Source organism: Amycolatopsis sp. NPDC004378 (assembly GCF_053602455.1).
Genome location: NZ_JBSGDR010000006.1, coordinates 375,933 through 401,948, shown reverse-complemented (window position 1 = coordinate 401,948; position 26,016 = coordinate 375,933). Strand labels below are relative to the sequence as shown.

The following is a 26,016-nucleotide window of genomic DNA, read 5'->3' as shown; positions in this document are numbered from 1 at the left end:
GACACCGCCACCAGCAGCATCCTGCTCATGCGCACCGGCGAACACACCCAAGGCGTCATCGGACTCCACCAAACCGGCCTACCCGACGAATACCAGCCCGGCCTCAACGTCCGGTACATGGGCATCTCCGACCAAGCCATCATCTCCTACCTCGTCTCCGCCTACTACTCCGCCGCCGTCCTCGTCCCCGACGCCCTCGCAATACTGGAAAACGCCGAACTCGGCCGGGAAAGCTGACCCCGGTGACCATCACCGACCACCAGCACACCCTCAGCACCCGCGCCGCACGGACCCTGACCACCACCACCACAACCCCGCCGCAGATGCGGAGCATCACCCCCCGCTGGCTGCTCACCCAACTCCCCTGGGCCGAACTGACGGCCGGGTCCTACCGCGTCAACCGCCGCCTCACCTACACCCTCGGCGACGGCAAACTCACCAGCTACACCACCGGCACCCGCCTCCACCTCGTCCCCGCCGAACTCACCGAACTCCACCTCCTCCACGACTTCACCGACCAACCCGCCCTCGCCGCCCTCGCCGGAGCCTTCGAACAACGCGAATACGAACCCGGCGCCACCCTCACCGAAGAAGGCACCTCCCTCGACACCCTGATCGTCATCGCCCACGGCAAAGTCACCCGGCACCGCCGCGGCCCCTACGGCGACGACACCACCCTGAGCACCGCCACCGACGGCGACCACCTCGGCGCCGAACTCCTCACCCACGACGACACCGCCACCTGGGCCTTCACCGCCCGGGCCGCCACCCGCGTCACCACCCTCACCCTCACCGCCGCCGCCTACGCCCGGCTCAACGGCCGAACCGAATCCCTGCGCACCCACATCGCCGAAGCGATCCGGCGACCGAAGAAACCGCAGAACCCCAAGGGCGAAGCCAGCATCGACCTCTCCGCCGGCCACGACGGCGAACCGGCCCTCACCGGCACCTACGTCGACTACGACCCGGCACCGCGGGAATACGAACTCGCCGTCGCCCAAACCATCCTGCGCGTCCACAACCGCGTCACCGACCTCTACAACCAGCCCCACAACCAACTCGACCAGCAACTCCGCCTCACCGTCGAAGCGTTACGGGAACGCCAAGAACACGAACTGCTCAACAACACCGACTTCGGGCTCCTGCACAACACCGACCTCAAACAGCGCCTCACCACCCGCACCGGCCCACCCACCCCCTTGGACATGGACGACCTGCTGGCCCGGCGCCGCAAAACGAAGTTCTTCCTCGCCCACCCCCGTGCCATCGCCGCCTTCGGCCGCGAATGCACCGCCCGCCGCATCTACCCCGACACCACACTCGTCGACGGCAAGACCGTGACCGCGTGGCGGGGTGTCCCCATCCTGCCCAGCGACAAAATCCCCATCACCGACACCGGCACCACCGCCATCCTCGCCATGCGCGTGGGTGAGGACGATGCGGGCGTGATCGGCTTACGGCCGAAGGAACTCCCGGATCAATACCGACCCGGACTCAACGTCCGCTTCATGCACATCAACGACCAGGCCATCACCTCCTACCTCGTCACCGCCTACCACTCCGCCGCCGTCCTCGTCCCCGACGCCCTCGGCGTCCTCGACGACGTCGAAACGGGCTTTTGACACGGCCAAGGGCCGTCAGCGCGGGGCGGGTGCCCAGACTCCGGCGAGGCTGCCGCAGCTGATCTTGCGACCCGTCAAGGACTCGCGGATCAGCTGCTCGATGTCGGAGTGGCCGACCGTGCCGATTTCGGGCGGCACGCTCGGGTAGACGGGTTCGCCCCGGGTGAGCCGGTCGCTGCCGAACGCCTGGAACAGCACCAGGTAGTCGCCGGTGCGGTCGAGCCGGCGGGCGGTGTCCAGGGTTCGCTGCCGGGCGTCGCCGACCATCTCGTCGGGGATCGGCCAGTCCACCGGGAACGGGTTGTGCAGCTTGAAGACCGGGTAGGCGAACGCGTCGTCCGGGAGGATCGTCACGTTCGCGGCGGGGAACCGGGCGAGGCAGTCGCGGAGCTGCCCGACATAGGTGTGAACGCTCGGGTTGGTCCGCGTCCACCGCATCGGGGCCGCGACATCGCCGAGATCGGCGGTCAGATCGCCCTGGGAACGGTCCGAGTACGGCGCGCGGTCGTGGGCCGCGACGACCTGGGTCCCCACGAGGACGACGACGAGGACACCGGCGAGGGAGGCCACCACCGGCGGGGTCCGTTTCGGCACGACGTCGGCGACGGCTCCGGCCAGCATGTCCAGCACGCCCAACGCCATCGACCCGGCGATCAGCGTGGGGTACGGCGAGCCCCACGACAACGACGCCATCCAGGCCAGCGCGACCACGAGCAGCTGCCGCCACGGCAGGCGCCGCCGGACGACCGCGTGCATGACCGTCACGACGAGGAACACCCAGAGCACCATCAGCGACCACGGCGCCGAGCGCTCGAACCCACCGCGGTACACCGACCACAGCATCAGCGCGCCGGTCGCCACCGCCGCGGCGAGCCGGACCCACCGGAGCCGGCCGGTGGCGCGGGCCGTGACGGCCACCAACGCGGCGGTCACCACGGCGAGCCCGATGACGAGCCGGATGTCGGGCGCCGCGAACGGCCCCGGCGAGGTCCAGAACTCATAGAGGTTCTCGCCCCACGTCTGGCGTCCTCCGGTGAGCTGGTCGAGCGCCGCCGGCAAGCCGCCCTTGAGCGTGACGAAGCCGAAGTAGGCCAGCGGGGCGGCGCCGAGGACGACGAGGTCGGCGAGCGTGCCGCGCCACCGGCGGGCGGAGCGGGCCGTCGACGCGGGGTGGGCGAAGAGCAGCAGCAGGCCGATCGGTACCGCCGCCGCGTAGCTCTGCTTGATCACCACCGCGCAGCCGAGGCACAGCAGGCCGAGACGGCGGGACCGGGACGAGCCCGTGCGGAAGCCGCGCTCGAGCTGCCACAGCCCGACCGAGACGAAGAAGATGCCGTCGATCGTGTGCCAGGCCATCGCGGGGTAGCTGTGCAGGTTGGCCAGCCCGGCCGCGACGACCAGAGCGATCCGCCACGGCCCCCAGCTCGTCGGGGCCGCCGACAGCAGGAACGCGGCGAGCGCGACGGTGGCGACGGCGAGTTCGACCGTGGCCAGGAAGCCGGACGCGACGAACAGCGGGGCCGGCAGCGCGAAGTCGATCGTGTGCAGGATCGCGGAGCCCAGCGGGCGCACCGAGACGACGTCCACGTGCGGGATCTCGCCCTGCAGGATCCGCCAGCTCTGGGCCAGGATGAACCCCTGGTCGGTCGGCGCGAACCCGAACCGGCCGATCCGGGCTTCCAGCGCCGCGCAGAAGATCAGGATGCCGGCGATCCACAGCGAAATCCGCAGCCACGCCGGCCGTTCGCGCCCGGAACGTCCGCGGAGGTCTTCGGTCTCGACCACGGTTCCGGGCGCGTTCACGTCGGTCTTCCGCTCATCGGCGCAGTCTCCCACGGTCACGGAAATGCCTGGTCACCGACTCGCGTGCGCAGCTTTCGGCATTGCCGTCCGATCAGGCTTGCATCTGGTGCAACTGTGCGTTGCCGAAGTTGCGTGGCATGGACACCGCCGCTGCTCCTAACTTCGAACTCGTCAAGAGATCCCCGAAGAAGGAGCAAGCAGCATGCACGTGTTCGTCACCGGAGCGACCGGGTGGATCGGCTCGGCCGTCGTCGACGAGCTGCTCGGCGCCGGGCACGAGGTCACCGGCCTCGCCCGCTCGGACAGCGCCGCGCTGGCACTCGGCAAGAAGGGGGCCCGGGTCCGCCGCGGCGACCTCGACGACCTGGCCGGCCTGCGCGACGGCGCGCTCGACGCCCACGCCGTCGTCCACCTGGCCAACAAGCACGACTGGGCCAACCCCGCCGAGAGCAACCGGGCCGAACGGGCCGCCGTCGAGACGCTCGCCGACGCGCTCGCCGGCACCGACCAGGCCCTCGTCGTCGCCGCCGCGCTTTCGGGCCTGGTACAGGGCCGGCCCGCGGTCGAGACCGACGTCTCCCCCGCGGTCGGCCCGGATTCGCCGCGCGGGGGAAGCGAAAACCTGGCGCTCGAATACGCGGGCAAGGGCGTCCGCGCGATGAGCGTCCGCTTCGCGCCGTCGGTCCACGGCACCGGCGACCCCGGCTTCCTCGCGGCGGTCACGGCGGCGGCCCGCCGCCACGGCGTGTCCGCGTACGTCGGCGACGGTTCCGCCGCCTGGTCCGCGGTGCACCGCCCGGCCGCCGCCCGGCTCGTCCGGCTCGGCCTCGAAGCCGCGCCGGCCGGCTCGCGGCTGCACGCCGTCGCCGAGGAAACCGTTACGACGCGCGAAATCGCGGAGGCCGTCGGGCAGGCACTCGCGCTGCCCGTGACGTCGGTGGCGCCGGAAGCGGCCGCCGGGCACTTCGGGTTCGTCGGCCGGTTCTTCGCGCTGGACATGACCGCGTCGAGCGCGCTCACCCGCGAACTGCTCGGCTGGGCACCGTCCGGGCCGACCCTGGTCGAAGACATCGCCGCCGGCGCCTACTCCTGAAAGGAAAGACCATGTCCTTCGAAGCGAACGTGACGGCGTTCATGCTCGTGAAGACGACCCCGGAGTGGCTCGGCCTCACGGTCGAGCAGCGGGTGCACGCCTTCGAAACCGAGGTCCTGCCCGTGGTGCGGGAGAAGGCCGAAGGCGTCCGGTCGCGGTTCTTCGACACCGAGTTCTACTCGGCGCGCGTCACCGACGTCTGGGTCTGGGAAGCCGTCGATCACCAGGCGTACCACCTGGTGATCGAGGCCCTGCGCGAAACCCCGTTCTGGGACCGGTACTTCGAGATCGTCGAGATCCTCGTGGGGGTGGAGAACGGGTACGCGAAGAACTACGGCGTGCCGGCGGTCGCGACGATCACGACCTGACCTGGGGTCCGATCATCGAAGCCGCGTCGATCGGGCCGTTGATCGCGCCCAGCTGCAGCAGCAGGTCCGGGACGCGCTGCATGCGCCTCGAGTCGAGGGTCGTGCGGTAGCTCGGGAGCGTGAGCAGCTTCGCGGTGTCCTCGTCGATCTTGGCGAAGCGGACCAGCAGGGGCTCGACCTTGGACCGGTCGTTCGTGGCTTCGTGGGTGGCTTTCTGCATGGCGCGCTGGAAGGCGGCCAGGGTCTTCGGGTTCTCGCGCACCCACCGCTTCGTCGCGCCGTACCCGGTCAGGGGGAAGTCCTGGCTGGCGCCGGAGTTGATGTCGACCACCGGGATCGCGCCCGCGGTCTTCGCGGCCTGGGTGATGTAGGGCTCCGGCAGGTACGCGGCGTCGACCTGGCCCTGCCGCAGCGCTTCCGCGATGTCGGGCAGCGGGATCAGGATCCATTTCACCTTGCCGAAGTCCACGCCGTGGTCCTGCATCACCGAACGGGTCAGCAGATCCGAAGCGGTGTTCTTGGCCGTGATCGCGATCCGGCTCCCGGCCAGGTCGTAGACCGTTTTGACCGGCGAATTCGGCACGGTGACGATCGCGTTGGTCTTGGCGTTGACCGAGGTCGCGTCGGCGACCAGCTGCATGTCGGCCGCACCGCTGTTCTTCGCGATGAAGAACGGCGGGTAGGTCGAGAACGCGATATCGGCCTCGCCGGAGATCGCTTTCATCAACGACGCCTGGCCGCTCGGGGCGATCACCGACTCGACCTCGAGGCCCTCGGCCTTGAAGTAGCCCTCGGTCTGGGCCAGCCAGAACGGCCCGAGGTCCGTGGTCGGGAGGATCGAGACCTTCAGGTACGACCTCTCCAGGCCGGCCGCGCTCGCCGCGGCGCCCGGGTCGGCCAGGCCGAGCGCGCCACAACCGGTGGCGGCGGCCAGGGCCGCGGCGAGGGCCAGCCCGAGCGCGGCACGGCGAGTGCTCTTGACGGTGTCCAGCAAAGCCTGCTCCTCGAAGAAAGTGCTACGGAGGTACCGAATCCCTGGGAAGTACGTGACTCATTCCCGGGAGTGATGCAGGTCACTGTAAGCACTTCGACTTCGGCTGACAATGAGATGAACCCGATGAAACCTTCCGTTCATCTTGAATACAGATCGAGGTTAATCAAAGCAATTGCCGCCGGTGCCCTCGAGAATAGTTGATCTGACCACAAACGTGGTCACCGGCAAAAGAAGATCTACGAATCTCCGCACGGAACGGGAACCGCCATCGATTCGACGATCGAATCGCGGATCGATGGCGTTTTCCGCTGCTAGAGGACGAAGCCCGCCGGGAAGGGGTCGTCGGGGTCGAGCAGGTAGGTGGCCGTGCCGGTGATCCACGCCCGGCCCGAGAACTCGGGGATCACCGCCGGCACACCGCCCACCTCGGTCTCGCCGACGAGTTCGCCGGTGAACGTCGTGCCGATGAACGAGCTGTTCTCGAACGGCGTGTGCAGCGGCAGCTCGCCGCGCGCGTGCAGCTGTGCCATCCGGGCGGACGTGCCGGTGCCGCACGGCGAGCGGTCGAACCAGCCCGGGTGGATGGCCATGGCGTTGCGCGACGCCCGCGCGTCCGAGCCCGGGGCGAGGAACTGGACGTGCTTGCAGCCACCGATCAGCGGGTCGGCCGGGTGCTCGGGCGGACGCTGCTCGTTGATCGCGCCCATGATCGCCAGCCCCGCGCCCAGGATCCGGTCGCGCTCCGCCCGCTCGAACGGGATGTCCACTTGGGACAGTTCGAGAATGGCGTAGAAGTTGCCGCCGTAGGCCAGGTCGTAGCGGACCTCGCCCAGGCCGGGGACCTCCACCACGGCGTCGCGCTCGGCGAGGAACGACGCCACGTTGCGGAGCTTGACCCGTTCCGCGCGGCCGTCGCGGACCGTCACCTCGGCGTGCACCAGCCCGGCCGGGGTGTCCAGGCGCACCACGGTCGTCGGCTCGGTCACCTCGACCATCCCGGTCTCGACCAGCACCGTGGCGACGCCGATGGTGCCGTGGCCGCACATCGGCAGGCAGCCGGACACCTCGATGTACACGACGCCCCAGTCGGCGTCGTCGCGGCAGGGTGGCTGCAGGATGGCGCCGCTCATCGCGGAGTGCCCGCGCGGCTCGTGCATCAGGAACTGCCGGATGTGGTCCAGGTGCGCCATGAAGTAGCGGCGGCGCTCGGCCGTCGTCGCGCCGGGGATCGTCCCGACGCCGCCGGTCACGACCCGCGTGGGCATGCCCTCGGTGTGCGAATCGACCGCCGTGATCGCCCGTGAGGACCGCACTCACGCCACCCCCAGCGCCGCCAGTGCGCGGCCCATGTCGGCGCGGACCTGCTCGCGCTGGACGTCCGAGAGCGGGCCCCGCGGCGGCCGGCACGGGCCGCCGTACCGGCCCACCATGTCCATCCCGAGCTTGATGGCCTGGACGAACTCGGTGCGCGAGTCCCAGCGGAAGGCGGCGACCAACGGCTCGTACAGCGCACGGGCTTCGTCGAGCTTGCCCGCGGTGGCCAGCTCGTAGAGCCGCGCCGACTCGGCCGGGAACACGTTGGGGAACCCGGCGAACCAGCCGGTCGCGCCCATCAGCAGGCTTTCCAGGACGACGTCGTCGGCGCCGCTGATCACGGCCAGTTCCGGCGCGCGCTCGCGGATCTCCAGCACGCGCCGGACGTCGCCGGAGAACTCCTTGACGGCCACGACGTTGTCGATCTGCGCGATCTCGGCCAGCAGGTCGGGCGTGAGGTCGACCTTGGTGTCGAAGGGGTTGTTGTAGACCATCACCGGCAGCCCGGCCGAGGCGACGGCTTCGAAGTGCGCGAGCACCTCGCCGCGGTTGGCGCGGTAGAGCGTCGGCGGCAGGCAGAGCACGCCGTGCGCGCCGTCCTCGGCCGCCGCCTCGGCCCAGTACCGGGCCTGGTGCGCGCCCGGGCCGTGCACGCCGACGACGACGATCCCGTCGCTGCCGACCGCTTCGATCGCGGTGCAGGCGACGCGGCGGCGTTCCTCGCCGGTGAGCGAGGAGTACTCGCCGAGGGAGCCGTTCGGGCCGACGCCGCGGCAGCCGTTGGCGACCAGCCAGCGGCAGTGCTCGGCGTAGGCGTCGTAGTCGACGGCCAGCCCGGCCGGGGCGGCATCGTCGGCCCGGTAGGGCAAAGCGGCGGCGACGACCACGCCGCCGAGGTCACGGGTGTTCACGGCTGGGCTCCTTCGGGTCGGCGAGCTCGCCCAGGCGGATCGGCTGGGCGATCGGACGGTGGTGGCGCTCGGCGCCCCCGCACAGTTCGGCGACGGCGGGCCCGCACATCCGGCCCTGGCAGGGGCCGAGCCCGGCGCGGGTCCCGAGCTTGAGCGCGTGCGGCCCCGGGTTCGTCGCGTCGCGCGCGGCGCGGGTCAGGGCGCCGTAGGTGGTTTCCTCGCAGCGGCAGACGACCGTGTCGTCGCGCAGCCAGCCGGGCCAGCCCGCGCCGATGGGGTGCGCGGCGGCCAGCCGGCGCGCGAAGGAGCGGGCGTGGTCACGCTCGCGCCGCAGGGCACGGCCGGGGGTGCCGCCCGCCGCGGCCGTCCCGGCGACGGCACCTTCCGCGGCCGCGAGGGCCGCACCGCCGATGCCGGTGATCTCCCCGGCGGCGAACACCCCGGGCACGCTGGTGCGCTGGTCGCCGTCGACGCGGACGAAGCCGCCGTCCAGCACGCAGCCCGCGGCGACGGCCAGTTCGGGCTGCGGCACGAAGCCGTGCCCGACGCACACGGCGTCGACCTCGTAGGTCCGTTCGGTGCCCGGCACGACCGTCCAGTCCGCGCGGAGGCGGGCGGTGACGACCTCGCGGACCCGGTCGTCCCCGCGGGCTTCGACGACCGCGCGGCCGAGCTGGACCGGGACGCGGTGCCGCGCGAGGGTCGCGGCGTAGCGGGCGAGTTCCGCGGCCTTGCCCGCGTGCGCGGCCGCGCGCCACGACCATCCTTTGAGGACGGTCGCGGGCGGGTTCGCCTCCAGGACGCCCACCACTTCCGCACCGACGGTCAGGAGGGATTCGGCCACGGGCAGCAGGAACGGCCCGGCGCCGGCGACGAGCACCCGGCGGCCGACGGCCACCCGCTCCCCCTTCGCCAGCGCCTGCGCGGCGCCCGCGGTGAAGACGCCGGGCAGTTGCCAGCCGGGGAAGGGCAGGACGCGGTCGTGGGCACCGGTGGCGAGCACGAGCGCGTCGGGCTCGACGGTGTGACGCTGCCGCCCGGTGCCGTCGGCCGGGCCGCGCAGGACGTGCAGCCGGTTGCCTTCCAGGGCCCAGACCGTGGTCTCCGGCCACCACGTGCACCGGTCGAGCACCCGGCGCTCGAAGGCCGGCCGGCCGTGCTGCGGGTGCCGGACGGCGGGCAGCGTCCGGTGGTACTGCCCGCCCGGCGCGTCGGCCTGGTCCAGGACGGTGACCTCGGCCCCGGCCCGCAGCGCGTGCTCCGCCGCGGCGAGCCCCGCGGGCCCCGCGCCGACGACCACGACGTGGCTCATGCGGGCTCCTGCCGGGACTGGGTCCGGACGTCGTCGCCGTCGGCGGCGCGACGGCGGCAGGCGCGGACGTCCGGCACGCCGTTCACGGTCAGCAGGCAGTCGAAGCAGGCGCCGATGCCGCAGAAGACCCCGCGCGGCGCGCCGGATCGCGTGGTGCGCCAGGACAGCCGTCCCGCGGCGAGGAGGACACCCGCGACGGTCTGGCCGGCGATGCCCGGCACGGGTTCGCCGTCCACGGTGATCCGGATCGGCGTGTCGGTGCGGCCCACCGGGTCCCGGCGCGCGCTCACGCGAGCACCGCCGGACGGTCCACAGTGAACTCGCCGACCGGCATCGACGGCGCTGCCCCGGTCAGCAGCTCGCGCAGGAGCCTCGCCGTGCCGACACTCAACCCGATCCCGGCGCCTTCGTGTCCCGTTGCGTGCCAGAGGTTTCCGAGCCGCGGATCCTCCCCGAGGACGGGCAGGTGATCGTCCACATAGGGCCGGAACCCGCCGTAGGCCCGCATCACCGCGGCGTCCGCCAGGGACGGGAACAGCCGCAGCGCCTTGGCCGCGATGGCACTCAGCACGCCGGGCAGGATCGCGTCGTCGAAGCCCACGCGGCGGCGGGACGAGCCGATCAGGACCGTGCCGCCCCGGGTCGCCTCGACGACCGCCGACGTCTGCAGCTCGCGGTCGCCGGATTCGACCGCGCCGACGTAATCGGCGTCGTACACCTTGTGCCGCACCACCCCCGGCATCGGCGTGGTCACCAGGACTTCGCCGCGGCGGGGGCGCACGGCGACCGGTGCGCCGAGGCGTGCCGAGACCTCGCCGGCCCACGGACCGGCGGCGTTGACGACGACGTCGGCGTCGATGACCTCGCCGGGCACGCGGACCCCGGTGATCCGGCCGGTCCGGACGGCCGCGCCGATCACCTCGGTGTCGGTGCGCAGCCGCGCACCCTGTTCGAGGGCCGAACCCAGCAGGGCCGACGTCGCGCCGGCCGGCTGGACCTGGGCGTCCTCCGGGTAGTGGACGGCGGCCGTGACTGCGCGCGTCAGCGCGGGTTCGGCGGCGGCCAAGTCCACTGTGGACAGCGACTCGGTGCGCACGCCGGCTTCGGCCTGCTGCGCGGCGAACGCGGTGAGCGCCTCGGCTCCCGCTTCGGTGGTGGCGACGACGATGCCGCCCTTGGGGTCGTACTCCGTCGCCCGCGGATCGAGGTCCGCCGCGATTTCCGGCCACAGCCGGGCCGACAGCTGCGCCAGCCGCAGCTCCGCGCCGGGTCCCTTGTCCGAGACGAGGAGGTTGCCTTCGCCGTGCGAGGTGGTGCCCCCGGCGGGCCGGCCGCGGTCGAGGACCAGGACGTCGAACCCGGCGAGGCTCAGCTCCCGGGCGCACGCCGCCCCGACGACGCCGGCCCCGATCACCACCACCCGCGTTCGGTTCATCGACCCTCCTGCGTTCGGTAAAGCGAACGATCGGAGGTTAAGTCTCGCGGGGCGCGGGTGTCAACGGGTGCGGCCGGCCGTCGAGCCGCTCGTCCGCGCGGTACTGCAGGAGCAGCACGGAGTGCACGGGAGCGGCGAGCGCGGTGTAGCTGTGCGGCTCGCGGGCGTCGAAGGCGACGTAGTCCCCGGGCCCGAGGTCGACGGTCCGCCCGCCGACCCCGACGCGCAGCCCGCCGGTCTGCACGACGGTGTGCTCGACGCCGACGTGCCCCTGCGACCGCTGCGGCGCGTCCCCGCGGACGACCTGGTCGTAGACCTCGAAGACGCTGCTCTCGGCCTCGATCCGGCGCAACGGCCGCAGGTCGACACCCTCGCCGCGGAGCACCTCGACGTCGGCGCCCCGCACGACGGTCAGCCCGCCGCGCGGCCGGTGGTCGAGCAGGTCGGAGATCGCGACCTCGAGGGCGCGCGACAGGCTGAAGACGGTCTCGATGGTCGGGTTGCCGGTGCCCGCTTCGAGCTGGGAGAGCGTCGCCTTGCCGATGCCGGAGCGCCGCGAGAGCTCGGACAGCGACAGCTCACGCGCCGACCGCGCGGCCCGCAGGTTGACGGCCAGCATGTCCCGGATCGACGGGCCGCCGTCTGCGGTCTCGCCGTTCGGTAAAGCGTCCATCCAGCCCCGCCTCCGTTCGGCTTGCCGATCGGGCCAGGCTCATGATGCCACGCCGACCCGCCCGCCGATGAGCAGCCTGCCGCGACTCACGACAGGCCCAGCCAGCGGTAGTAGCCCGGCAGGTCCACGTTGCTGCCGCAGACGATGCTGACCACGTGCCGGCCGGCGAAGCGGGCGCGGTCCTCCAGCACCGCCGCCAGGCCCAGCGCCGCCGACGGCTCCACCACCAGGCCCGCGTGCTCCAGGAACAGCCGCATCCCGGCGATGATCGACTCCTCCCGGACGACCACCGCGTCGTCGGCCACCACCAGGAGGTCGTCGAGCACCTCCGGGATGGGGAACCGGCCGGCCACACCGTCGGCGATCGTGTCGGCCGAGTCCGTCGTGACGACCCGCCGCTCCCGCCACGACCGGGCCATCGCCGGCGCGCGCTCGGGCTGGACGGCGATCACCTCGGTCGCCGGGGCGCAGGTCTTCAGGACGTAGCCGACGCCGGTCGCCAGCGCGCCGCCGCCCAGCGCGACCAGCACCGCGTCGAACGGGCCCGCGTCCGCCAGCTCCAGGCCGATCGTCGCCGCGCCTTCGCACGTCTCGACGTCCAAACTGTCTTCGACCAGCCGGACGCCCCGCTCCCGCGCGAGAGCGACCGCGCGGGAGCGGGCCAGCTCGAAGTCGCCGTCCACCAGCTCCAGGTGCGCGCCCAGCGCGCGGATGCGCTCGAGCTTCGCCGCCGGCGCGAACCGCGACGCCACGACCGTGACGTCCAGCCCGTGCCGCCGGCCGGACAGGGCGAGCGCCTGGCCGAGGTTGCCCGCGCTCGCGCACACCGCGGCGCTCTCGCCGCGCTCGGCGAGACCGTGCACGACGAGCTCGGTGCCGCGGCCCTTGAAGCTGCGGACCGGGTTCGCCGTTTCGAGCTTGATGCTCACCCGGCACCCCAGGGCGCGTTCCAACGGTTCACAGCGGTAGAGCGGGCTGTCGAGGAAGACGGGATCGATCACCCGGCGGGCCGCGCGGATCCGGGTGAGGTCGAGGCGCGTTTCCGGCACGGCTTCGCAGCCTAGCCGCAGCGCGCCACGGCACGCCGTATCCCGGCGGCGGCCCGGTGCCTCCTACTAACCTCGGGGTTGTAACCACCGCCGAGATCGACGCGACTCCCAGGCATCCCCTGTGGACCGAAAGGTGATCGGATGACCGACCCGGACGCCGGCCGGCGCCACCTCGTCGTCTGCTGCGACGGCACGTGGAACACGCCGGACCAGCTGCAACAGGGCCAGCCGGCCCCGACGAACGTCGCGCGGATCCACCACACCGTGGCCGACCGCGCCGACCAGCCGCGGTACTACCACCCCGGCGTCGGCACCGGCTCGGGGCTGCTGAACCGCCTCCAGGGCGGATTGGTCGGCAAAGGACTTTCGGACAACGTCAAGAGCGCGTACGGCTGGCTCGCCCGCACCTACCGGCCCGGCGACGCCATCTACCTCTTCGGCTTCAGCCGCGGCGCGTTCACCGTCCGCAGCCTGTGCGGCATGATCCGGCGGTGCGGCCTGCCCGCCGAGCTGGTGGACGCCGGGTCGACCGAGTTCTGGGCCCGCGTGGACGAGCTGTTCGCCGACGGCTACCGCGCAGAGGTCACCGAAGCCGCCGAGCCGGTCCCGATCGAGTTCCTCGGTGTCTGGGACACCGTCGGTTCCCTCGGCATCCCGGACTGGCTCGGCCCGCTGAAGCTCCTGGAAGACCACACCGGGCACCTCCCCCGGTTCCACGACACCAAGCTCGGCGACCACGTCAAGCACGCCCGGCAGGCGCTCGCGCTCGACGAGATGCGCGGCCCGTTCATGCCGACGCTGTGGTCGAACCTGGCCGAGGTGGGCGAGGGCCGCACCGCCAAGCAGGTCTGGTTCCCCGGCGACCACTGCGACGTCGGCGGCGGCCACGACCACACCGGCCTTTCCGACGGCGCCCTGCAGTGGATGATCGACGAGTGCCGCGCGGTGACGGACCTGACGTTCGACGACGCGATGTACAAGCAGATCGCGCCGGACCCGCAGGACGTGCTGCACAACTCGCTGCACAGCATCTACACCGTGCTGTGCCCGGCGCCGCGGGCGATCCCGTTCCTCACGGCCGGTTCCCCCGACGTCGCACCGTCCGCTGTGGACCGCCAGGCGGCGCCGCCGATCACCACGGGCCCGTACCGGGACGGTCGGCTGCTCGCGGTCGGCGAGTCGGCGACGGTCGACGTCTACGCGGGACGGCCGTGGAACTGGACGGGCCTCTACCTCGAACCCGGTGACTACGAGTTCGGTGCGGAAGGCACCTGGCTGGACGGGAAGGTCGCGCACCACCCGGACGGCACGGAAGCCGACCCGGGCCTGGACTTCCAGGACGTGCTGCACGCGATCGCGACGACGTCGTCCTGGTTCCAGACCCAGCTCGCCAAGCTCGGCGACGACCGCCGGGCGCGTTCGTTCGGCGGCCGCCGCTGCGAAGGCGAGCGCTGGATGGCGCTGATCGGCTCGGTGGCCGCGCAGAAGCTGGACGCAGAGGACGTCCAGCAGTCCTACGACCCGTTCCTGATCGGCGGCCGGCGGACGAAGTGGAGCAACGAGAAGCGGGGCTACTTCTACGCGTACGCCAACGACAGCTGGCTCGGCTACGCGGGGAACCGCGGCTCGCTGCGGCTGACGGTCCGCCGGCTCTCCTGAGGCGGCACGTCGTCGTCGAGCGGCACGCCACGGCGGTCGCGGCAAGCCGGTCACGTCCAGGCGGTCGCGGCCACGAACGCCACCACGACCTTCGCGCAGGCTCGTCAGCAGGCCGGTGAGCAGCCGGGCCACGGTTTCGGGGACGCCGTAAGCGGTTTGGCGTCCGATGAACGCCTCGGGGTCGACGTCGGCGTACTCGATCTCCCGCGCGATCAGCCCGGCCGCTTCGCCGAACCCGACCACCCGCGGGCCGGTCAGGTCGTGGACCTCGCCGGAATGCCGGTCGCCGGTCAGCGCTGCCACCGCAACGTCGGCGAGGTCGCCGGCGTCGACGAACGGCGCGCCGCCGGCCCCGGTCGGCAGGGCCAGGACGCCCTCGCGATCGTCCAGCCGGCACCGGATTCCCGCACGGCCTCCTCGGCCGCGTGCAGCAGCGAGCCGCCGCGCGCCCACCTCCGCCGCGGTGGCCAGGGCGGTCGGGTACGCAGACCCGACCCGTTCGCGTTCAGCGTGGCGTTCAAACGCGTCCGCGGCGCCGGCCCGTCGGACTGGCGCCGCGGCGCGCCGGACGTCACTTCGTGAGGATGGCCGGGTCGCTCGTGCTCGGGCGGCCGGTCTCCAGGTGCCCCGCCAGGCGGCGCAGGAACTTCGGGTCGCGGTCGGAGGTGATCGAGACGTCGTACCAGTTGTTGCTGCGCCGGGTGTCCACGTGCTCGACGACCCGCGCGCCCGGGCGCAGCTGGCGCGTGGTCGAGCAGCGGCCGTAGGCGTCCGCCACCGTCAGCCGCACCGTGGTGGTGCCGGTGTTGGTCAGGACCAGCGCGAGGTCCCCGCCTTCCTGGCGCGCGCTCACCTCCGGCCCGGCGCCGCCGGCCCGGAACTGCCGCACGAACCCGTTGGGCCCGTAGGCGGTGTAGTCGTAGGCCCCGGCCGCGGGCAGCGCGGCCGGCAGCGACTTGCCCGCCCCCGCCGTGTACGTCCGCGGTTCGCCCGAAGGCGTCACGACGTAGAACGTCGCGCCGGCGCGGCCGTGGTTGGCGAACGTCACCGTGAGGGTGCCGCCGGCCAGCTGCGCGTCCGCCGCCAGGTCGTAGGGCAGCGCCCGCGCCGGCCGCAGCCCGCGTTCCTGCTTGGGCAGCACGTTCTTCGCCGGGACGGCGGGCACGTAGTCGGGGTGCCGTTCGCGGTCCGGCGGCTCGTAGCCGGCGGTGTCCGGCAGCGCGGGGACGCGGGCGTCGGTGCGCCCGAAGTCGAACGCCGAGGTCAGGTCACCGCACACCGACCGCCGCCACGCCGTGATGTTCGGCTCGTGCACGCCGAAGCGGCGTTCGATGAACCGGATGATCGAGGTGTGGTCGAACGTCTCCGAGCAGACGTAGCCGCCCTTGCTCCACGGCGACACGACGAGCATCGGCACGCGCTGGCCGAGCCCGTACGGCCCGGCCGGGTTCGCCGCCGAGCCCGCGAAGATCTCACCCGTGGTGTCCACAGTGGACTGCCCGGCGGACGCGTACGGCGGGACGACGTGATCGAAGAAGCCGTCGTTCTCGTCGTAGGTGATGAACAGCGCGGTCTTGCTCCACACGTCCGGGTTCGCCGTCAGCGCGTCGAGCACCTGCGCGATGTACCAGGCGCCGTAGTTCACCGGCCAGTTCGGGTGCTCGCAGAACGCCTCCGGCGCCGTGATCCACGAAACCTGCGGCAGCTTCCCGGCCTTGACGTCGGCACGAAGCTGGTCGAAGTAGCCTTCGCCGGCCTTCGCGTTGGTGCCGGTGCGCGCCTTCTCATACAGCGCGTCGCCCGGCTTCGCGGTGCGGTAGGAGTTGAAGTACAGCAACGAGTTGTCGCCGTAGTTGCCGCGGTAGGCGTCGTCGATCCAGCCCCAGCCGCCGGCGGCGTCGAGGCCGTCGCCGATGTCCTGGTAGATCTTCCACGACACGCCGGACTGCTCGAGCCGCTCCGGGTAGGTCGTCCAGGAGTAGCCCTTTTCGTCGTTGCCGAGGACCGGGCCGCCGCCCTTGCCGTCGTTGCCGGTCCAGCCCGTCCACATGTAGTAGCGGTTCGGGTCGGTCGAGCCCATGAACGAGCAGTGGTAGGCGTCGCAGATGGTGAACGAGTCGGCCAGCGCGTAGTGGAACGGGATGTCCTCGCGCGTCAGGTACGCCATCGTGGTCGAGCCCTTGGCGGGCACCCACTTGTCGTACTTGCCGCCGTTCCACGCCGCGTGGGTGTCGTTCCAGCCGTGCGGCAGGTCCTGGATGAACTGCAGGCCCAGGTTGTCCGCATCGGGGCGGAAGGGGTAGATGTCGCGCTTGCCGTCGGACTGCGCCCAGACGGACTTGCCGGACGCCAGCGTCGCCGGGCGCGGGTCGCCGTAGCCGCGGACGCCGCGCAGCGTGCCGAAGTAGTGGTCGAACGACCGGTTCTCCTGCATCAGGACCACGATGTGCTCGACGTCCCGCAGGGTCCCGGTCGGCCGGCTGGCCGGGATCTCGGCAGCGCGGGCGATGCTCGTGGAAAGCGCGGAAAGGGCGGCGGTGCCGCCGGCCAACTGCAGGAAACGCCGTCTGTTGACGTCCGTCATGGAGACTCCGGGGGTGTCGTGGTGGAGAGCCGGGTCAGTATGTGCGGGCCTTCGAGAACCTGTGCCGGGCCCGAGGCTAACGGCGGGCGAAACCCTGGTAAACGCCTCTCGACGGACATGATCTTGACACAATTACGGAAGCACGTACTAATGTAGTACTTCACTATGAACGACGTATTCGCTCGTGACCTCGACGACCACCTCTACTCCCCCGGCGTCCGCGGCGCGCTGGCCGAGTTCACCCTCGGCGAGGACACCGGCGTGCTCGAAGCGGCGGCGGCCGTCCGCGCGGCCGCCCGGAGCCTGGACCAGCTGCGCGCGCACGGAACCGACAGCCGCGGGCTCAGCCCCGGCGCCCTCGACGTCCTGATCCGGATCGGCACGGCCGAGGCGAACGTCAAGGACCTGGCCACGTCGGCCGGGGTCAGCTCCCGCAACGTGACCGGCCTGGTCGACACCTTGGAACGCGCCGGTCTCGCCGAACGCGCCCCGGACCCGCGTGACCGCCGCTCGGTGCTGGTCCGGATCACGGCGGCCGGCCGCCGGTGGCTGGAGGAGTTCCGACGGCCGTCACAGCTGGCGATGGCCGCCCTGTTCCGCGGCTTCACGGCCGCCGAGACGGCCCAGCTGCGGCACCTCTGCCTGCGGCTCGTGGAGAACCAGCAGCACCTCGCCCGCCACCTCGAGGACCGATGACGACCCGCGCGACGTCCCGGCCCAGTCCCGCGCCCGCTTCGCAGGCGATGCCCGCGGCTACCTGATCGGATCTTCGACGCCACCCGGTGCTGACAGCGGTGCCCGCCCGCCTGCCCGGGGTCTCGGGCTGAGCTCGAACGCGGGCGGCACCGCCGCGCCTTGTTTACCCGGCTCGCCCCGGCGCAAACCCGCGAACCGGATCAGCCAAGCCGGATCGGCTAAGCCGGGGGCCGCCCGGCGCCGGGGTCGCTCGGGTGCGGCTTCACCGGGGTCACCGTGACCGCCATCCACGCGTGCAGCGGCATCGACTCCAGCACCGCCCGCAGCTCGCCGTCGTCGGCGGCGGCGAACAGGCCGATCGTGTGCCACTCGCCCGGGGCTTCCGGCGGCTTCCACAGCCGCAGGATGTGGCCCTGCGCGGCGAGTTCCTTGCTCCGCGCGGCCTCACGGCGCCGTGTGTCGGCGACCGTCTCCTCGGGGGTGCCCGGCGGGACCGTCGTCACCATGTCGACGAGGAACTCCATGCTCGTGCTCCTTTCAGAGCCGGGAGACCTGGTAGTGGGCGATGCGCCAGCCTTCCCCGGTCCGCCGGACGAGCACGCTCAGGTGCACGGAGATCGTCGGCCGGTCGGGGAACGAGAAGTCGACCGCGGCGTACCCGAGGACGACGTCCTCGGCCAAATGGCGGGTCTCCACGATCCGGTAAGCCGCTGTCATGCCGAGCGGCTGGGCGTCGTAGTACGCCGCCACGCCGTCGCGGCCCACGCTGTACGGGTGCAGGCCCTGGAAGATCGCGTCCTCGGTGAAGGACGCCGCGACCCGCTTCGGGTCGTGCGCGTCGACCGCGGACTTCCAGGCGTCCAGCACCTCGGTGAGGATGTCCATGACGTCAGTGTCCCGCGCTCTGGCCGCCGTCGACGTGCAGGATTTCGCCCGTGACGAACGGCGCGCCCTCCAGGTAGACGACCGCGTCGACGATGTCGCCCGGGTCGCCCATCCGCCCGACCGGGTGCAGCCCCGCCAGGGCGTCGTGCGTCGACGCCGGGTGCATCGGGGTGCGGATGATGCCCGGCGACACGGCGTTCACGCGCACCCCGCGCGTCGCGTATTCGATGGCCAGGGACTTCGTGACCGCGTTCAGACCGCCCTTGGTCAGCGACGCCAGCGCCGAGGGCACCGCGCTGTTCGCGTGGTCGGTCAGGCTGGTCGTCACGTTGACGACGTGCCCGCCCCCGCCGTCCAGCATCGCGGCGATCGCCCGCTGCGTGACCGCGAAGAAGCCGCGCAGGTTCACGCCGGTCACCAGGTCGAAGTCGGCGCCGGTGTACTCGGTGAACGGCTTCGCGACGAACACGCCGGCGTTGTTGACCAGCGCGTCGACCCGGCCGAACTTCGCCAGCGCCTCGTCGATCACGCGGGCCCCGACGGCCGGGTCGGCGATGTCGCCCGCGACCGTCGCGATCCCGGCGTCCCCGGACGGCGTGATGGACCGCGAGTTCGCGACGACGGCGTAGCCGAGCTTCCGGTACGCCTCGACCAGCGCCGCGCCGATGCCCTGCGAAGCGCCGGTGACGACCGCGACCTTCTGGCTGTTCATGCATCCTCCTCGTGAGTGGTCCTCCCGAGCCGAGGATGTGCCGGGCGAACCCGCTTCGCCACGACCGGTTCGCTCTCAGCTGGGAGGCCCGGCCTCCCACCGCACTAAGCTCCCGGTATGGAGCTACGCCAGCTTCGGTACTTCGTGGCGGTCGCCACCGAACTGAACTTCGGCCGCGCCGCGGACCGGCTGCGCATCGCCGGGCCTTCGCTGTCCCAGCAGATCAAGGCCCTCGAACGCGACCTCGGCGTGCGGCTCTTCGACCGCGACCGCCGGTCGGTCACGCTCACCGAGTGCGGCGAGGCGCTGCTCCCCCGGGTCCGCGCGCTGCTGGAGCAGGCCGACGAGCTGCGCCGCACGGCCGCCGGGATCGCGGACCGCGAGCCGGTGCGGCTCGGCTACGTGAACTGGCACCCCGCCGACCTGCCCGACCGCGTGGCGGGCGTCGCGCACCTGCACGTCGACACGTGGGTGCTGCCCTCGCACGCCCAGCTGCGCCGGGTCGCCGACCAGAGCATCGACCTCGCGATCTGCTGGACGCGGGCCGCCGACCTGGCCGAGCACGACCTCGAGGCCCGCCTGCTCGGCGCAGACCGGCTGCACGCGATCGGCACCGGCACGGCCGAGGTGCGGGCGGCGGACGTCGTCGTGCTCATCGACGCCGACACGGCGAGCTGGGCGTCGTGGAACGGCTACGCCGAGGAGTTCGCCGAGACCACCGGCGCCCAGGTTGTCCGCACGCACGACGGCGGGATCACCGGGCCGGCGTTCTTCGACCACGTCCGGCGGCTGCGGCGCCCGGTGCTCAACTCCCCGAAGGGCCAGACGGCTCCGGTCCCGCCGGACCTGGCGCGCCGGCCGATCACCGGCCCGGCGCCGTTCTGGACGTGGTCCCTGGTGTCCCGGCGGGACGAGACCCGCGCGCCGGTCCGCGCGACGATCGCGGCGCTCACCCGGGACGTCGGCTCGCTCGGCCTCGACACCGGGTGGGTGCCCGCCGACGACCCGCACGCGGCGCTCAGCCGAACGCCCGGACCGCCACGGCCTGCCAGTCTTCCCACGTCTTCAGCCGGTCCCGGTACTCCTCGCTGACGGCCGCCAGGGACTTGCCGAGGAACATCCGCAGCGGCGGCTCGGGCGCGTCGACGAGCTCGAGGACGGCTTCGCGCGTCGCGGCCGGGTCGCCGACGTCCCAGTGGCCCTCGCCGGCGGCCGGGTAGTCCGGGTTCGGGGTGCTCCGGCGCGAGCCCACGCTCAGCCAGTCGGTCGCGTACGGGCCCGGCTCCAGGTTGGTGACGTGGATGCCGAACTCCGCGACCTCCTGTGCCAGGGACTGGGAAAGCCCTTCCAGCGCCCACTTCGACGCGTGGTAGGCGCCGATGCCGGGGAACGCGACCACGCCGCCTTCGCTGGTGACCTGGACGATGTGCCCGCGGCGCCGGGCGCGCAGGATCGGCAGTGCCGCCTGGGTCACCCACAGCGCGCCGAAGAAGTTCGTCTCCAGCTGCGCGCGGACGTCTTCTTCGCTGAGTTCTTCGACGCGCCCGAAGTGCCCGTAGCCGGCGTTGTTGACGACGACGTCCAGGCCGCCGAAGTGGCCGGCGGCGCGCCGGACCGCGGCGAACGCGGCGTCGCGGTCGGTGACGTCGAGTTCGAGCGGGAGGATCGCGTCGCCGTGCTTCTCGACGAGGTCGTCGAGCCGCGCGGGGGTGCGCGCGGTCGCGGCCACCCGGTCTCCGCGGTCGAGGGCGGCTTCGGTCCACTGGCGGCCGAAACCCTTCGAAGATCCTGTGATGAACCAAATCATGCTTCCATGCTGAGCCCGTCGAGGCATGAGCACCAGCGATGGTTTCGCATGCTTCCCATGCGTGTTCGTGATGGCTAGGCTGCCGCTGTGGCAGAGGTGACGCTGGTCGGCCTGCGCGTGCTCCGCGAGGTGGCGGCCACGGGCTCGTTCACCGCGGCGGCCGCGGCGCTCGGTTACACCCAGTCCGCCGTCTCGCGGCAGGTGGCGATGATGGAGGCCGCGGCCGGCACGGCGTTGTTCGAGCGGCACGCCCGCGGGGTGCGGCCGAGCCCGGCCGGCGCGCTCCTGGTCCGGCACGCCACGACGGCGCTCGCCGTGGTCGACACGGCCGAGCAGGAGCTGGCGGGGCTGCGCGACCGGCTGGCCGGCCGGCTCTCGATCGGTGTGTTCCCGGCCGCGGCGGCGGTCCTGGTCCCCCGCGCGCTGGCCGTCCTGCGCACCCGCCACCCCGGGTTGGTCGTCACGCTCGACGAAGGCGCGACACCGGCGTTGCTCGCCCGGCTGCGCGGCGGACGCACCGAAGTCGTCGTGATCGGCGTCGGCGACGGGCTGCCCGGCTACGACCTCGACGGCCTCCACCAGGACGTCCTGACCGAGGACGACCTGCGGGTCGCCGTCCCGGCCGGGCACCGGCTCGCCCGCCGCGGCCACGCCGGCGTCGCCGACCTGCGGGACGAGACGTGGATCGTCGGGCGCGGCGGCCGCGGTGAACCCCAGTTCGGCGCCTGGCCGACCCTCGAGGAACCCCGCGTCGGCCACGCGGTCCGCAGCTGGACGACCCGCCTGGGCATGGTGGCGGCGGGGCTGGGCATCGCTCTGCTGCCGGGCGTGGCGGCCGCGTCCGTGCCGGCCGGGGTCGAGGTCGTCTCCGTCGAGGACCCGGCGTGGCGCGGCCGGTCGGCGGTCGTCGTCACCCGGCCGGACCGCTCGGCGGGCGCGGCCGCACTGGTCGACGCCCTCCGCGAGCAGGCGGCCCGGCTGCCCGGCTGATCACGCGCCGAAGAACCCGGCCAGCTCGTCGACGACCGCCGCCACCCGGCGGTCGTACAGGTCCACGTGCGTCGCACCCTCGATCCACCGCAGCCGCTTCGGCTCGGCGGCGTTCGCGAAGGCCTCGGTCGTCATGTGCTTCGTGACGGCCTCGGTGCCGGCGATCATCAGCAGCGGCCGCGGCGCGATGAGCCCGATGAAGCGGGCGGCGTCGAAGGCGACGATCCGGTCGAGACTGTCGGCAGTGAACTCCGCGGCCGAGCGCGGGTGGTGGGCGCGCTCGGTGCGGTAGTACTCGAAGCCCTCGAAGCCGTGCTGCCCGCCCGCGGCCCGCGCCTCCTCGGCGGTCGGCGGGAAGATCGGGAACGAGCCCATCTTCTCGCCGCGCGCCTCCGCGGTCCGGGCCGCGGCCGCCACGTCCAGCATCCCCTGGACGATCGCGGGATCCTGGGTGCCGTCGGCGCCTTCGCGGAACATGCGGCCGATGTCGGCGGCGCTGACCGTCGCGACCGCCTTGATCCGGTGGTCGGTCGCCGCGGCGGGGAGCACGTAGCCGCCCGACGCGCAGATGCCGAGGGCGCCGACGCGCTCGGCGTCCACTTCGGGCCGGGTGATCAGGAAGGACACGGCGGCCTTGAGGTCCTCGACCCGGTGCGCCGGGTCCTCGAGGCCGCGGGGCAGGCCTTCGCTCTCGCCCTGGAAGGCGGCGTCGAAGGCGAGGGTCACGAACCCGCGTTCCGCGAGGAGGCGGGCGTACAGGCCGGCGGCTTGCTCCTTGACGCCGCCGGCCGGGTGCCCGACGACGATCGCCGGGCGAGGCCCGGCCTGCTCGGGCAGGTACAGGTGGCCGGCGAGCTCGAGGCCGGCGCTGGGGAAAGTCACGTTCTCTGGCATGCGTCCAGGTTCATCCCGGCGACGCCGGCGCGTAAGAGGCGGGTCTTCGCCCGGGACGCCGTCTTCGGGGGAAGGATCCTGCCCACCCACGGGCGGCGGATCCCGGGGACAATCGACCCCATGGAGCCCACCGGACAGCCGAAGGAGCTCGGCGCCTTCCTCAAAGCCCGCCGAGCCCGGTTGAGCCCGCAGGACGTCGGCCTGCCTGAGCCTGCCTCGCAACGGCGCGTCGCCGGGCTGCGCCGGGAAGAGGTGGCGCAGCTCGCCGCGATCAGCGTCGACTACCTGACGCGGCTCGAACAAGGCCGCGTCCAGGCGTCGTCGGCCGTGCTGGCGACGCTCGCCCGCGCCCTCCGGCTGAGCGACGACGAACAGTCCTATGTGCACGAACTGGCGGCCAAGCCGTTCCGCCGTCCGCGGCGCCGCTCGGCGGAAAAGCCGCGCCCGGCCGTGAAACGGCTCCTCGACCAGCTCGCCGAGACGCCCGCGATGGTGCTCGGCCACCGCCTCGACGTCGTCGCGTGGAACTCCGCGGCGGCGGCGTTGTTCACCGACTTCGCCCGCTACCCGGCCCACCGGCGCAACTACGTGTACCTGCTGTTCGCGGACCCGGCGATCCGCGCCCTCCACGTGGACTGGGAAGAGGCGGCCCGCACGGCGGTGGCCTCGTTGCACCTGGAGGCCGCGCGCGACCCGGACGCCCCGGAGCTGGCGGACCTCGTCGGCGAGCTGTCCGTGCACCACCCGGAGTTCCGCGGCTGGTGGGCGGCGCACCGGGTGACGAGCGCGGGCTACGGCGTCAAGCACTACCGCCACCCCGTGGTCGGCGAGCTGACGCTGGACTGCGACATGTGGGAAAGCCCGGACGGCAGCGGCCAGCGGCTCATGGTGTTGACGGCCGAGCCGGGCTCACCGGCCCACGAAGCGTTGCGGATCCTGGCTTCGTGGACCGCCGAGCCGGTCACCGGGTGAGGTCCGCCGGAGTGGCCGGTCAGCCGGCCGACGAGTCCGGTTCCGGCGTGTTCCGCCGGCGGACGAGGACCGCCGTCGCGAGGATGCCCGCCGCCACCACCGCCGCCAGCGCCAGCATGCCGATCCCCATGCCGTGCGCGAAAGCCGCCCGCGCGGACGCCACCAGCGGTGAGCCCGGCTGTCCGCCGGCGACGGCCAGCGCGCCCGCCAGCGAACCTTCCGCCGCGTCGCGGGCGGGTGGCGGCAGCGCCGAGACGGCCGAGCGGACCGAGTCCGTGTAGGCGGCCGAGAGCACACTGCCGACCAGCGCGATCCCCAGCGCCGCACCGACTTCGCGGGTCGCGTCGTTGACCGCCGACGCCACGCCGTACTGCGACGGCGCCACGTTGTCGAGGATCGCGCTCGTCGCCGCCGGGGCCGTCACGCCGATGCCGCCGCCCAGGACGCACACCGCGACCGCCAAAGCGACATAACCACTGTCCACAGTCAACTGTCCGATGAGGATCATCCCGGCGCCGATCACCGCGAGCCCGCCGCACGTCACCGCCCGCAGGCCGAACCGGCGGACCAGCGGCGCCGAGGCCAGCGCCAGCGGGAACAGCGAAACCGCGACCGGCCACAACGCCAGCCCGGACTTCAGCGCCGAATACCCCTGCACCAGCTGCAGGTACTGCGCCAGCGCGTAGAACATCCCGAACGCCGCGGTGAACTGCACGGTCACCGACACCGAACCGGCCGCGAAAGCCGCGTTGCCGAACAGCCGCACGTCCAGCAGCGGGGCCGCGCGCCGCAGCTCGTACCCGACGAACAAGACGCCGAGCACCAGCCCGGCCGCGATGGACCCGAGCACGACGCCGTCGCCCCAGCCACGGTCGGCGACGCGCAGGATCCCGAACACCACCCCGCCGATCGCCAGGGCGCCGAGCACCGCTCCCATGACGTCGAACCGCTGGGGACGCGGGTCCCGCGACGTCGGCACGGTCAGGCTCGCGACGACGAGAACCACCGAGAACACCGCGGGCCCGAGGAACACCGAATGCCACGAAAAGTGCTGCAGCAGCACCCCGGCGAGCACGAGCCCGCCCAGTCCGCCGATGCCGGCCACCGCCGCCCAGATGCCGATGGCGCGGCCACGCCGTTCCGGCGGGAAGCTCGCGTTGATGATCGACAGCGTCGCGGGCATGATCATCGCGGCGCCGAGCCCGGTGACGGCCCGGGCCACGACCAGCCACGCGGACGTCTCGAGGAACACCGGCGCGGCGCAGCCGAGCGCGAACACCAGCAGCCCGGCGACGAGCACCCCGCGGCGGCCGAACCGGTCCCCCAGCGCGCCGGCCGGCAGCACCAGGGCCGCGAGCACCAGCGTGTAGACGTCGACGATCCAGGTCTGCTCGGCCTGGCTCGCGCCGGTGTCGCCGGCCAGCGCGGGCAGGGCCGCGTTCACGATCGTCACCATGGCGATCACCAGGCCGACGGCCGTGCACATCACGCCCACCGTCCACGCGCGGCGGCCCGGGGTCGGCACGGCCACGCCGGCGGGTTCGAGGTCTGCCCGCATGCACCTCGCTCCTCGTCGCAGGTCTCCCCTCCGACGCTACGTTCGGATACCGAGACTCACCGGCGGGGCCTGTCTCGGTTCCCCGGCTTGAGCACGTCCTCGACCAGGGCGCTCACCATGCCCCGGGGAACGCCCGCGCCGGTCAGGACCGCGTAGACGATCGGGCCGACGAGCGCGTCCAGCGTCGCGTCGAGGCCGAGGCGCGGCGAGACCTCCCCGGCGTCGATCGCGGCGGCGAGCAGGGCGCGTTCCTGCTCGCGGCGCGGCCCGAGGTAGCGCTCCTGAAAGCTCTTCGCGGCGGCGGGATCGTGCTGCGCCTGCGCGAGGAGCGCCAGGTAGACCTGGCCCGCCGGGTCGCGGGTGAGGAACCGCGCGAACGCCCTCAGGTAGCCGCGGAGGCCGTCCGCCGTGGGCTTGTCCACCGGGACGGGCACCTGCTTGGCGCTGTCTTCGATGAGCGTGTCGAGGAGGATCTCGACCTTGGACGGCCACCAGCGGTAGATCGTCTGCTTGGCGACGCCGGCGCCGCGCGCGATCGCTTCGACGGTCAGCGCGGCGAAGCCGTGTTCGGCGAGCAGGTCGTCCGCGGCGTGCAGCACGGCCAGGCGCGCGGCTTCGTCACGCCGGTTGCCGGAGCGCGTCCGGGGCGGCGGAGAGCTGTCGGGCATGCGCGTCACGATACCCG

At 72.7% G+C, this 26,016-nt stretch carries 25 protein-coding genes and 2 pseudogenes; 10 read left to right on the top strand and 17 right to left on the bottom strand.

What is annotated here, in order from left to right; genetic code table 11:
- Positions 1 to 237: pseudogene (locus ACWEN0_RS21760) on the top strand (Crp/Fnr family transcriptional regulator); the annotation flags it as partial.
- A 5-nt stretch (positions 238 to 242) separates the two neighbouring features.
- Positions 243 to 1,622: a family 2B encapsulin nanocompartment shell protein gene (locus ACWEN0_RS21755; protein ID WP_451976153.1), complete on the top strand. Its 1,380-nt coding sequence runs from the start codon at positions 243 to 245 to the stop codon at positions 1,620 to 1,622.
- Positions 1,623 to 1,637: 15 nt separating this feature from the next.
- Here the strand turns inward: ACWEN0_RS21755 and ACWEN0_RS21750 are convergent, their stop codons facing one another.
- Positions 1,638 to 3,425, bottom strand: coding sequence for a hypothetical protein (locus ACWEN0_RS21750; RefSeq protein ID WP_451976150.1), 1,788 nt, complete (start codon positions 3,423 to 3,425; stop codon positions 1,638 to 1,640).
- A 202-nt stretch (positions 3,426 to 3,627) separates the two neighbouring features.
- On the opposite strand from ACWEN0_RS21750, the gene ACWEN0_RS21745 reads away from it, so the two are divergent.
- Both ACWEN0_RS21745 and ACWEN0_RS21740 read left to right on the top strand, forming a co-directional pair.
- A complete protein-coding gene (locus tag ACWEN0_RS21745; RefSeq protein ID WP_451976148.1) occupies positions 3,628 to 4,518 on the top strand; it encodes an SDR family oxidoreductase in 891 nt (296 codons plus the stop codon).
- Positions 4,519 to 4,529: 11 nt separating this feature from the next.
- Positions 4,530 to 4,886, top strand: a complete 357-nt coding sequence (locus tag ACWEN0_RS21740; protein WP_451976145.1) for a darcynin family protein — start codon at positions 4,530 to 4,532, stop codon at positions 4,884 to 4,886.
- Here ACWEN0_RS21740 and ACWEN0_RS21735 read toward each other — a convergent pair.
- The 8 genes from ACWEN0_RS21735 to ACWEN0_RS21700 all read right to left on the bottom strand — a co-directional run bounded on the left by ACWEN0_RS21735 (position 4,876) and on the right by ACWEN0_RS21700 (position 12,574).
- Complete coding sequence (locus ACWEN0_RS21735) at positions 4,876 to 5,880, bottom strand: ABC transporter substrate-binding protein (protein ID WP_451976142.1); 1,005 nt, start codon at positions 5,878 to 5,880, stop codon at positions 4,876 to 4,878. The two genes, ACWEN0_RS21740 and ACWEN0_RS21735, sit on opposite strands and share 11 nt — an antisense overlap.
- A gap of 311 nt (positions 5,881 to 6,191) precedes the next feature.
- A complete protein-coding gene (locus ACWEN0_RS21730; RefSeq protein ID WP_451976139.1) occupies positions 6,192 to 7,193 on the bottom strand; it encodes a proline racemase family protein in 1,002 nt (333 codons plus the stop codon).
- Positions 7,194 to 8,105 (bottom strand): dihydrodipicolinate synthase family protein, encoded by a 912-nt coding sequence (locus tag ACWEN0_RS21725; RefSeq protein WP_451976136.1) that lies wholly within the window; start codon positions 8,103 to 8,105, stop codon positions 7,194 to 7,196. It abuts the gene before it with no gap.
- On the bottom strand, positions 8,092 to 9,417 hold the full coding sequence (locus ACWEN0_RS21720) for an FAD/NAD(P)-dependent oxidoreductase (RefSeq protein WP_451976133.1): 1,326 nt from the start codon (positions 9,415 to 9,417) through the stop codon (positions 8,092 to 8,094). The genes ACWEN0_RS21725 and ACWEN0_RS21720 overlap by 14 nt, the downstream gene beginning before the upstream one ends.
- Positions 9,414 to 9,707, bottom strand: coding sequence for a (2Fe-2S)-binding protein (locus tag ACWEN0_RS21715; protein WP_451976130.1), 294 nt, complete (start codon positions 9,705 to 9,707; stop codon positions 9,414 to 9,416). The genes ACWEN0_RS21720 and ACWEN0_RS21715 overlap by 4 nt, the downstream gene beginning before the upstream one ends.
- Positions 9,704 to 10,852 (bottom strand): NAD(P)/FAD-dependent oxidoreductase, encoded by a 1,149-nt coding sequence (locus tag ACWEN0_RS21710; protein ID WP_451976127.1) that lies wholly within the window; start codon positions 10,850 to 10,852, stop codon positions 9,704 to 9,706. The genes ACWEN0_RS21715 and ACWEN0_RS21710 overlap by 4 nt, the downstream gene beginning before the upstream one ends.
- A gap of 37 nt (positions 10,853 to 10,889) precedes the next feature.
- Positions 10,890 to 11,525, bottom strand: coding sequence for a helix-turn-helix domain-containing protein (locus ACWEN0_RS21705; protein ID WP_451976124.1), 636 nt, complete (start codon positions 11,523 to 11,525; stop codon positions 10,890 to 10,892).
- A gap of 86 nt (positions 11,526 to 11,611) precedes the next feature.
- Positions 11,612 to 12,574: a threonine ammonia-lyase gene (locus ACWEN0_RS21700; RefSeq protein ID WP_451976122.1), complete on the bottom strand. Its 963-nt coding sequence runs from the start codon at positions 12,572 to 12,574 to the stop codon at positions 11,612 to 11,614.
- Between the two features lie 141 nt (positions 12,575 to 12,715).
- Between ACWEN0_RS21700 and ACWEN0_RS21695 the strand changes: the two genes are divergently transcribed.
- Together ACWEN0_RS21695 and ACWEN0_RS21690 are read left to right on the top strand one after the other, a co-directional pair.
- Positions 12,716 to 14,233, top strand: coding sequence for a DUF2235 domain-containing protein (locus tag ACWEN0_RS21695; protein WP_451976120.1), 1,518 nt, complete (start codon positions 12,716 to 12,718; stop codon positions 14,231 to 14,233).
- Positions 14,234 to 14,684: 451 nt separating this feature from the next.
- Positions 14,685 to 14,815, top strand: a pseudogene (locus ACWEN0_RS21690) (AraC family transcriptional regulator); the annotation flags it as partial.
- Here the strand turns inward: ACWEN0_RS21690 and ACWEN0_RS21685 are convergent.
- Positions 14,805 to 16,817 carry a phosphocholine-specific phospholipase C gene (locus ACWEN0_RS21685; RefSeq protein ID WP_451976117.1) on the bottom strand — a complete coding sequence of 671 codons (2,013 nt, stop codon included), beginning with the start codon at positions 16,815 to 16,817 and terminating at the stop codon, positions 14,805 to 14,807. The pseudogene ACWEN0_RS21690 and the gene ACWEN0_RS21685 overlap by 11 nt on opposite strands.
- A gap of 165 nt (positions 16,818 to 16,982) precedes the next feature.
- Between ACWEN0_RS21685 and ACWEN0_RS21680 the strand changes: the two genes are divergently transcribed.
- Positions 16,983 to 17,513, top strand: coding sequence for a MarR family winged helix-turn-helix transcriptional regulator (locus tag ACWEN0_RS21680; protein ID WP_451976114.1), 531 nt, complete (start codon positions 16,983 to 16,985; stop codon positions 17,511 to 17,513).
- Positions 17,514 to 17,731: 218 nt separating this feature from the next.
- Here the strand turns inward: ACWEN0_RS21680 and ACWEN0_RS21675 are convergent, their stop codons facing one another.
- Genes ACWEN0_RS21675 through ACWEN0_RS21665 form a run of 3 tightly spaced genes read right to left on the bottom strand, consistent with a single transcriptional unit; the run spans position 17,732 to position 19,110 of the window.
- Positions 17,732 to 18,037, bottom strand: coding sequence for a muconolactone Delta-isomerase family protein (locus ACWEN0_RS21675; protein ID WP_451976111.1), 306 nt, complete (start codon positions 18,035 to 18,037; stop codon positions 17,732 to 17,734).
- Positions 18,038 to 18,050: 13 nt separating this feature from the next.
- Complete coding sequence (locus ACWEN0_RS21670) at positions 18,051 to 18,398, bottom strand: SgcJ/EcaC family oxidoreductase (RefSeq protein ID WP_451976108.1); 348 nt, start codon at positions 18,396 to 18,398, stop codon at positions 18,051 to 18,053.
- Positions 18,399 to 18,402: 4 nt separating this feature from the next.
- Positions 18,403 to 19,110, bottom strand: a complete 708-nt coding sequence (locus tag ACWEN0_RS21665; RefSeq protein ID WP_451976105.1) for an SDR family NAD(P)-dependent oxidoreductase — start codon at positions 19,108 to 19,110, stop codon at positions 18,403 to 18,405.
- Positions 19,111 to 19,227: 117 nt separating this feature from the next.
- Between ACWEN0_RS21665 and ACWEN0_RS21660 the strand changes: the two genes are divergently transcribed.
- Positions 19,228 to 20,202, top strand: a complete 975-nt coding sequence (locus ACWEN0_RS21660) for a LysR family transcriptional regulator (RefSeq protein ID WP_451976102.1) — start codon at positions 19,228 to 19,230, stop codon at positions 20,200 to 20,202.
- Here ACWEN0_RS21660 and ACWEN0_RS21655 read toward each other — a convergent pair.
- The gene (locus ACWEN0_RS21655) at positions 20,129 to 20,917 is read right to left on the bottom strand and encodes an SDR family NAD(P)-dependent oxidoreductase (protein WP_451976099.1); all 789 of its coding nucleotides are present in this window, start codon (positions 20,915 to 20,917) and stop codon (positions 20,129 to 20,131) included. The two genes, ACWEN0_RS21660 and ACWEN0_RS21655, sit on opposite strands and share 74 nt — an antisense overlap.
- 87 nt (positions 20,918 to 21,004) lie before the next feature.
- On the opposite strand from ACWEN0_RS21655, the gene ACWEN0_RS21650 reads away from it, so the two are divergent.
- Positions 21,005 to 21,907, top strand: coding sequence for a LysR family transcriptional regulator (locus tag ACWEN0_RS21650; protein WP_451976096.1), 903 nt, complete (start codon positions 21,005 to 21,007; stop codon positions 21,905 to 21,907).
- On the opposite strand, the gene ACWEN0_RS21645 is transcribed toward ACWEN0_RS21650, so the two are convergent.
- Positions 21,908 to 22,801, bottom strand: a complete 894-nt coding sequence (locus tag ACWEN0_RS21645; protein ID WP_451976093.1) for an alpha/beta hydrolase — start codon at positions 22,799 to 22,801, stop codon at positions 21,908 to 21,910.
- Positions 22,802 to 22,921: 120 nt separating this feature from the next.
- On the opposite strand from ACWEN0_RS21645, the gene ACWEN0_RS21640 reads away from it, so the two are divergent.
- Entirely contained in the window at positions 22,922 to 23,773 is an 852-nt protein-coding gene (locus tag ACWEN0_RS21640; RefSeq protein WP_451976091.1) for a helix-turn-helix domain-containing protein, read from the top strand.
- A 19-nt stretch (positions 23,774 to 23,792) separates the two neighbouring features.
- On the opposite strand, the gene ACWEN0_RS21635 is transcribed toward ACWEN0_RS21640, so the two are convergent.
- Complete coding sequence (locus ACWEN0_RS21635) at positions 23,793 to 25,331, bottom strand: MFS transporter (protein ID WP_451976088.1); 1,539 nt, start codon at positions 25,329 to 25,331, stop codon at positions 23,793 to 23,795.
- A gap of 56 nt (positions 25,332 to 25,387) precedes the next feature.
- Complete coding sequence (locus ACWEN0_RS21630; protein ID WP_451976085.1) at positions 25,388 to 25,999, bottom strand: TetR/AcrR family transcriptional regulator; 612 nt, start codon at positions 25,997 to 25,999, stop codon at positions 25,388 to 25,390.
- Positions 26,000 to 26,016 lie beyond the last annotated feature (17 nt).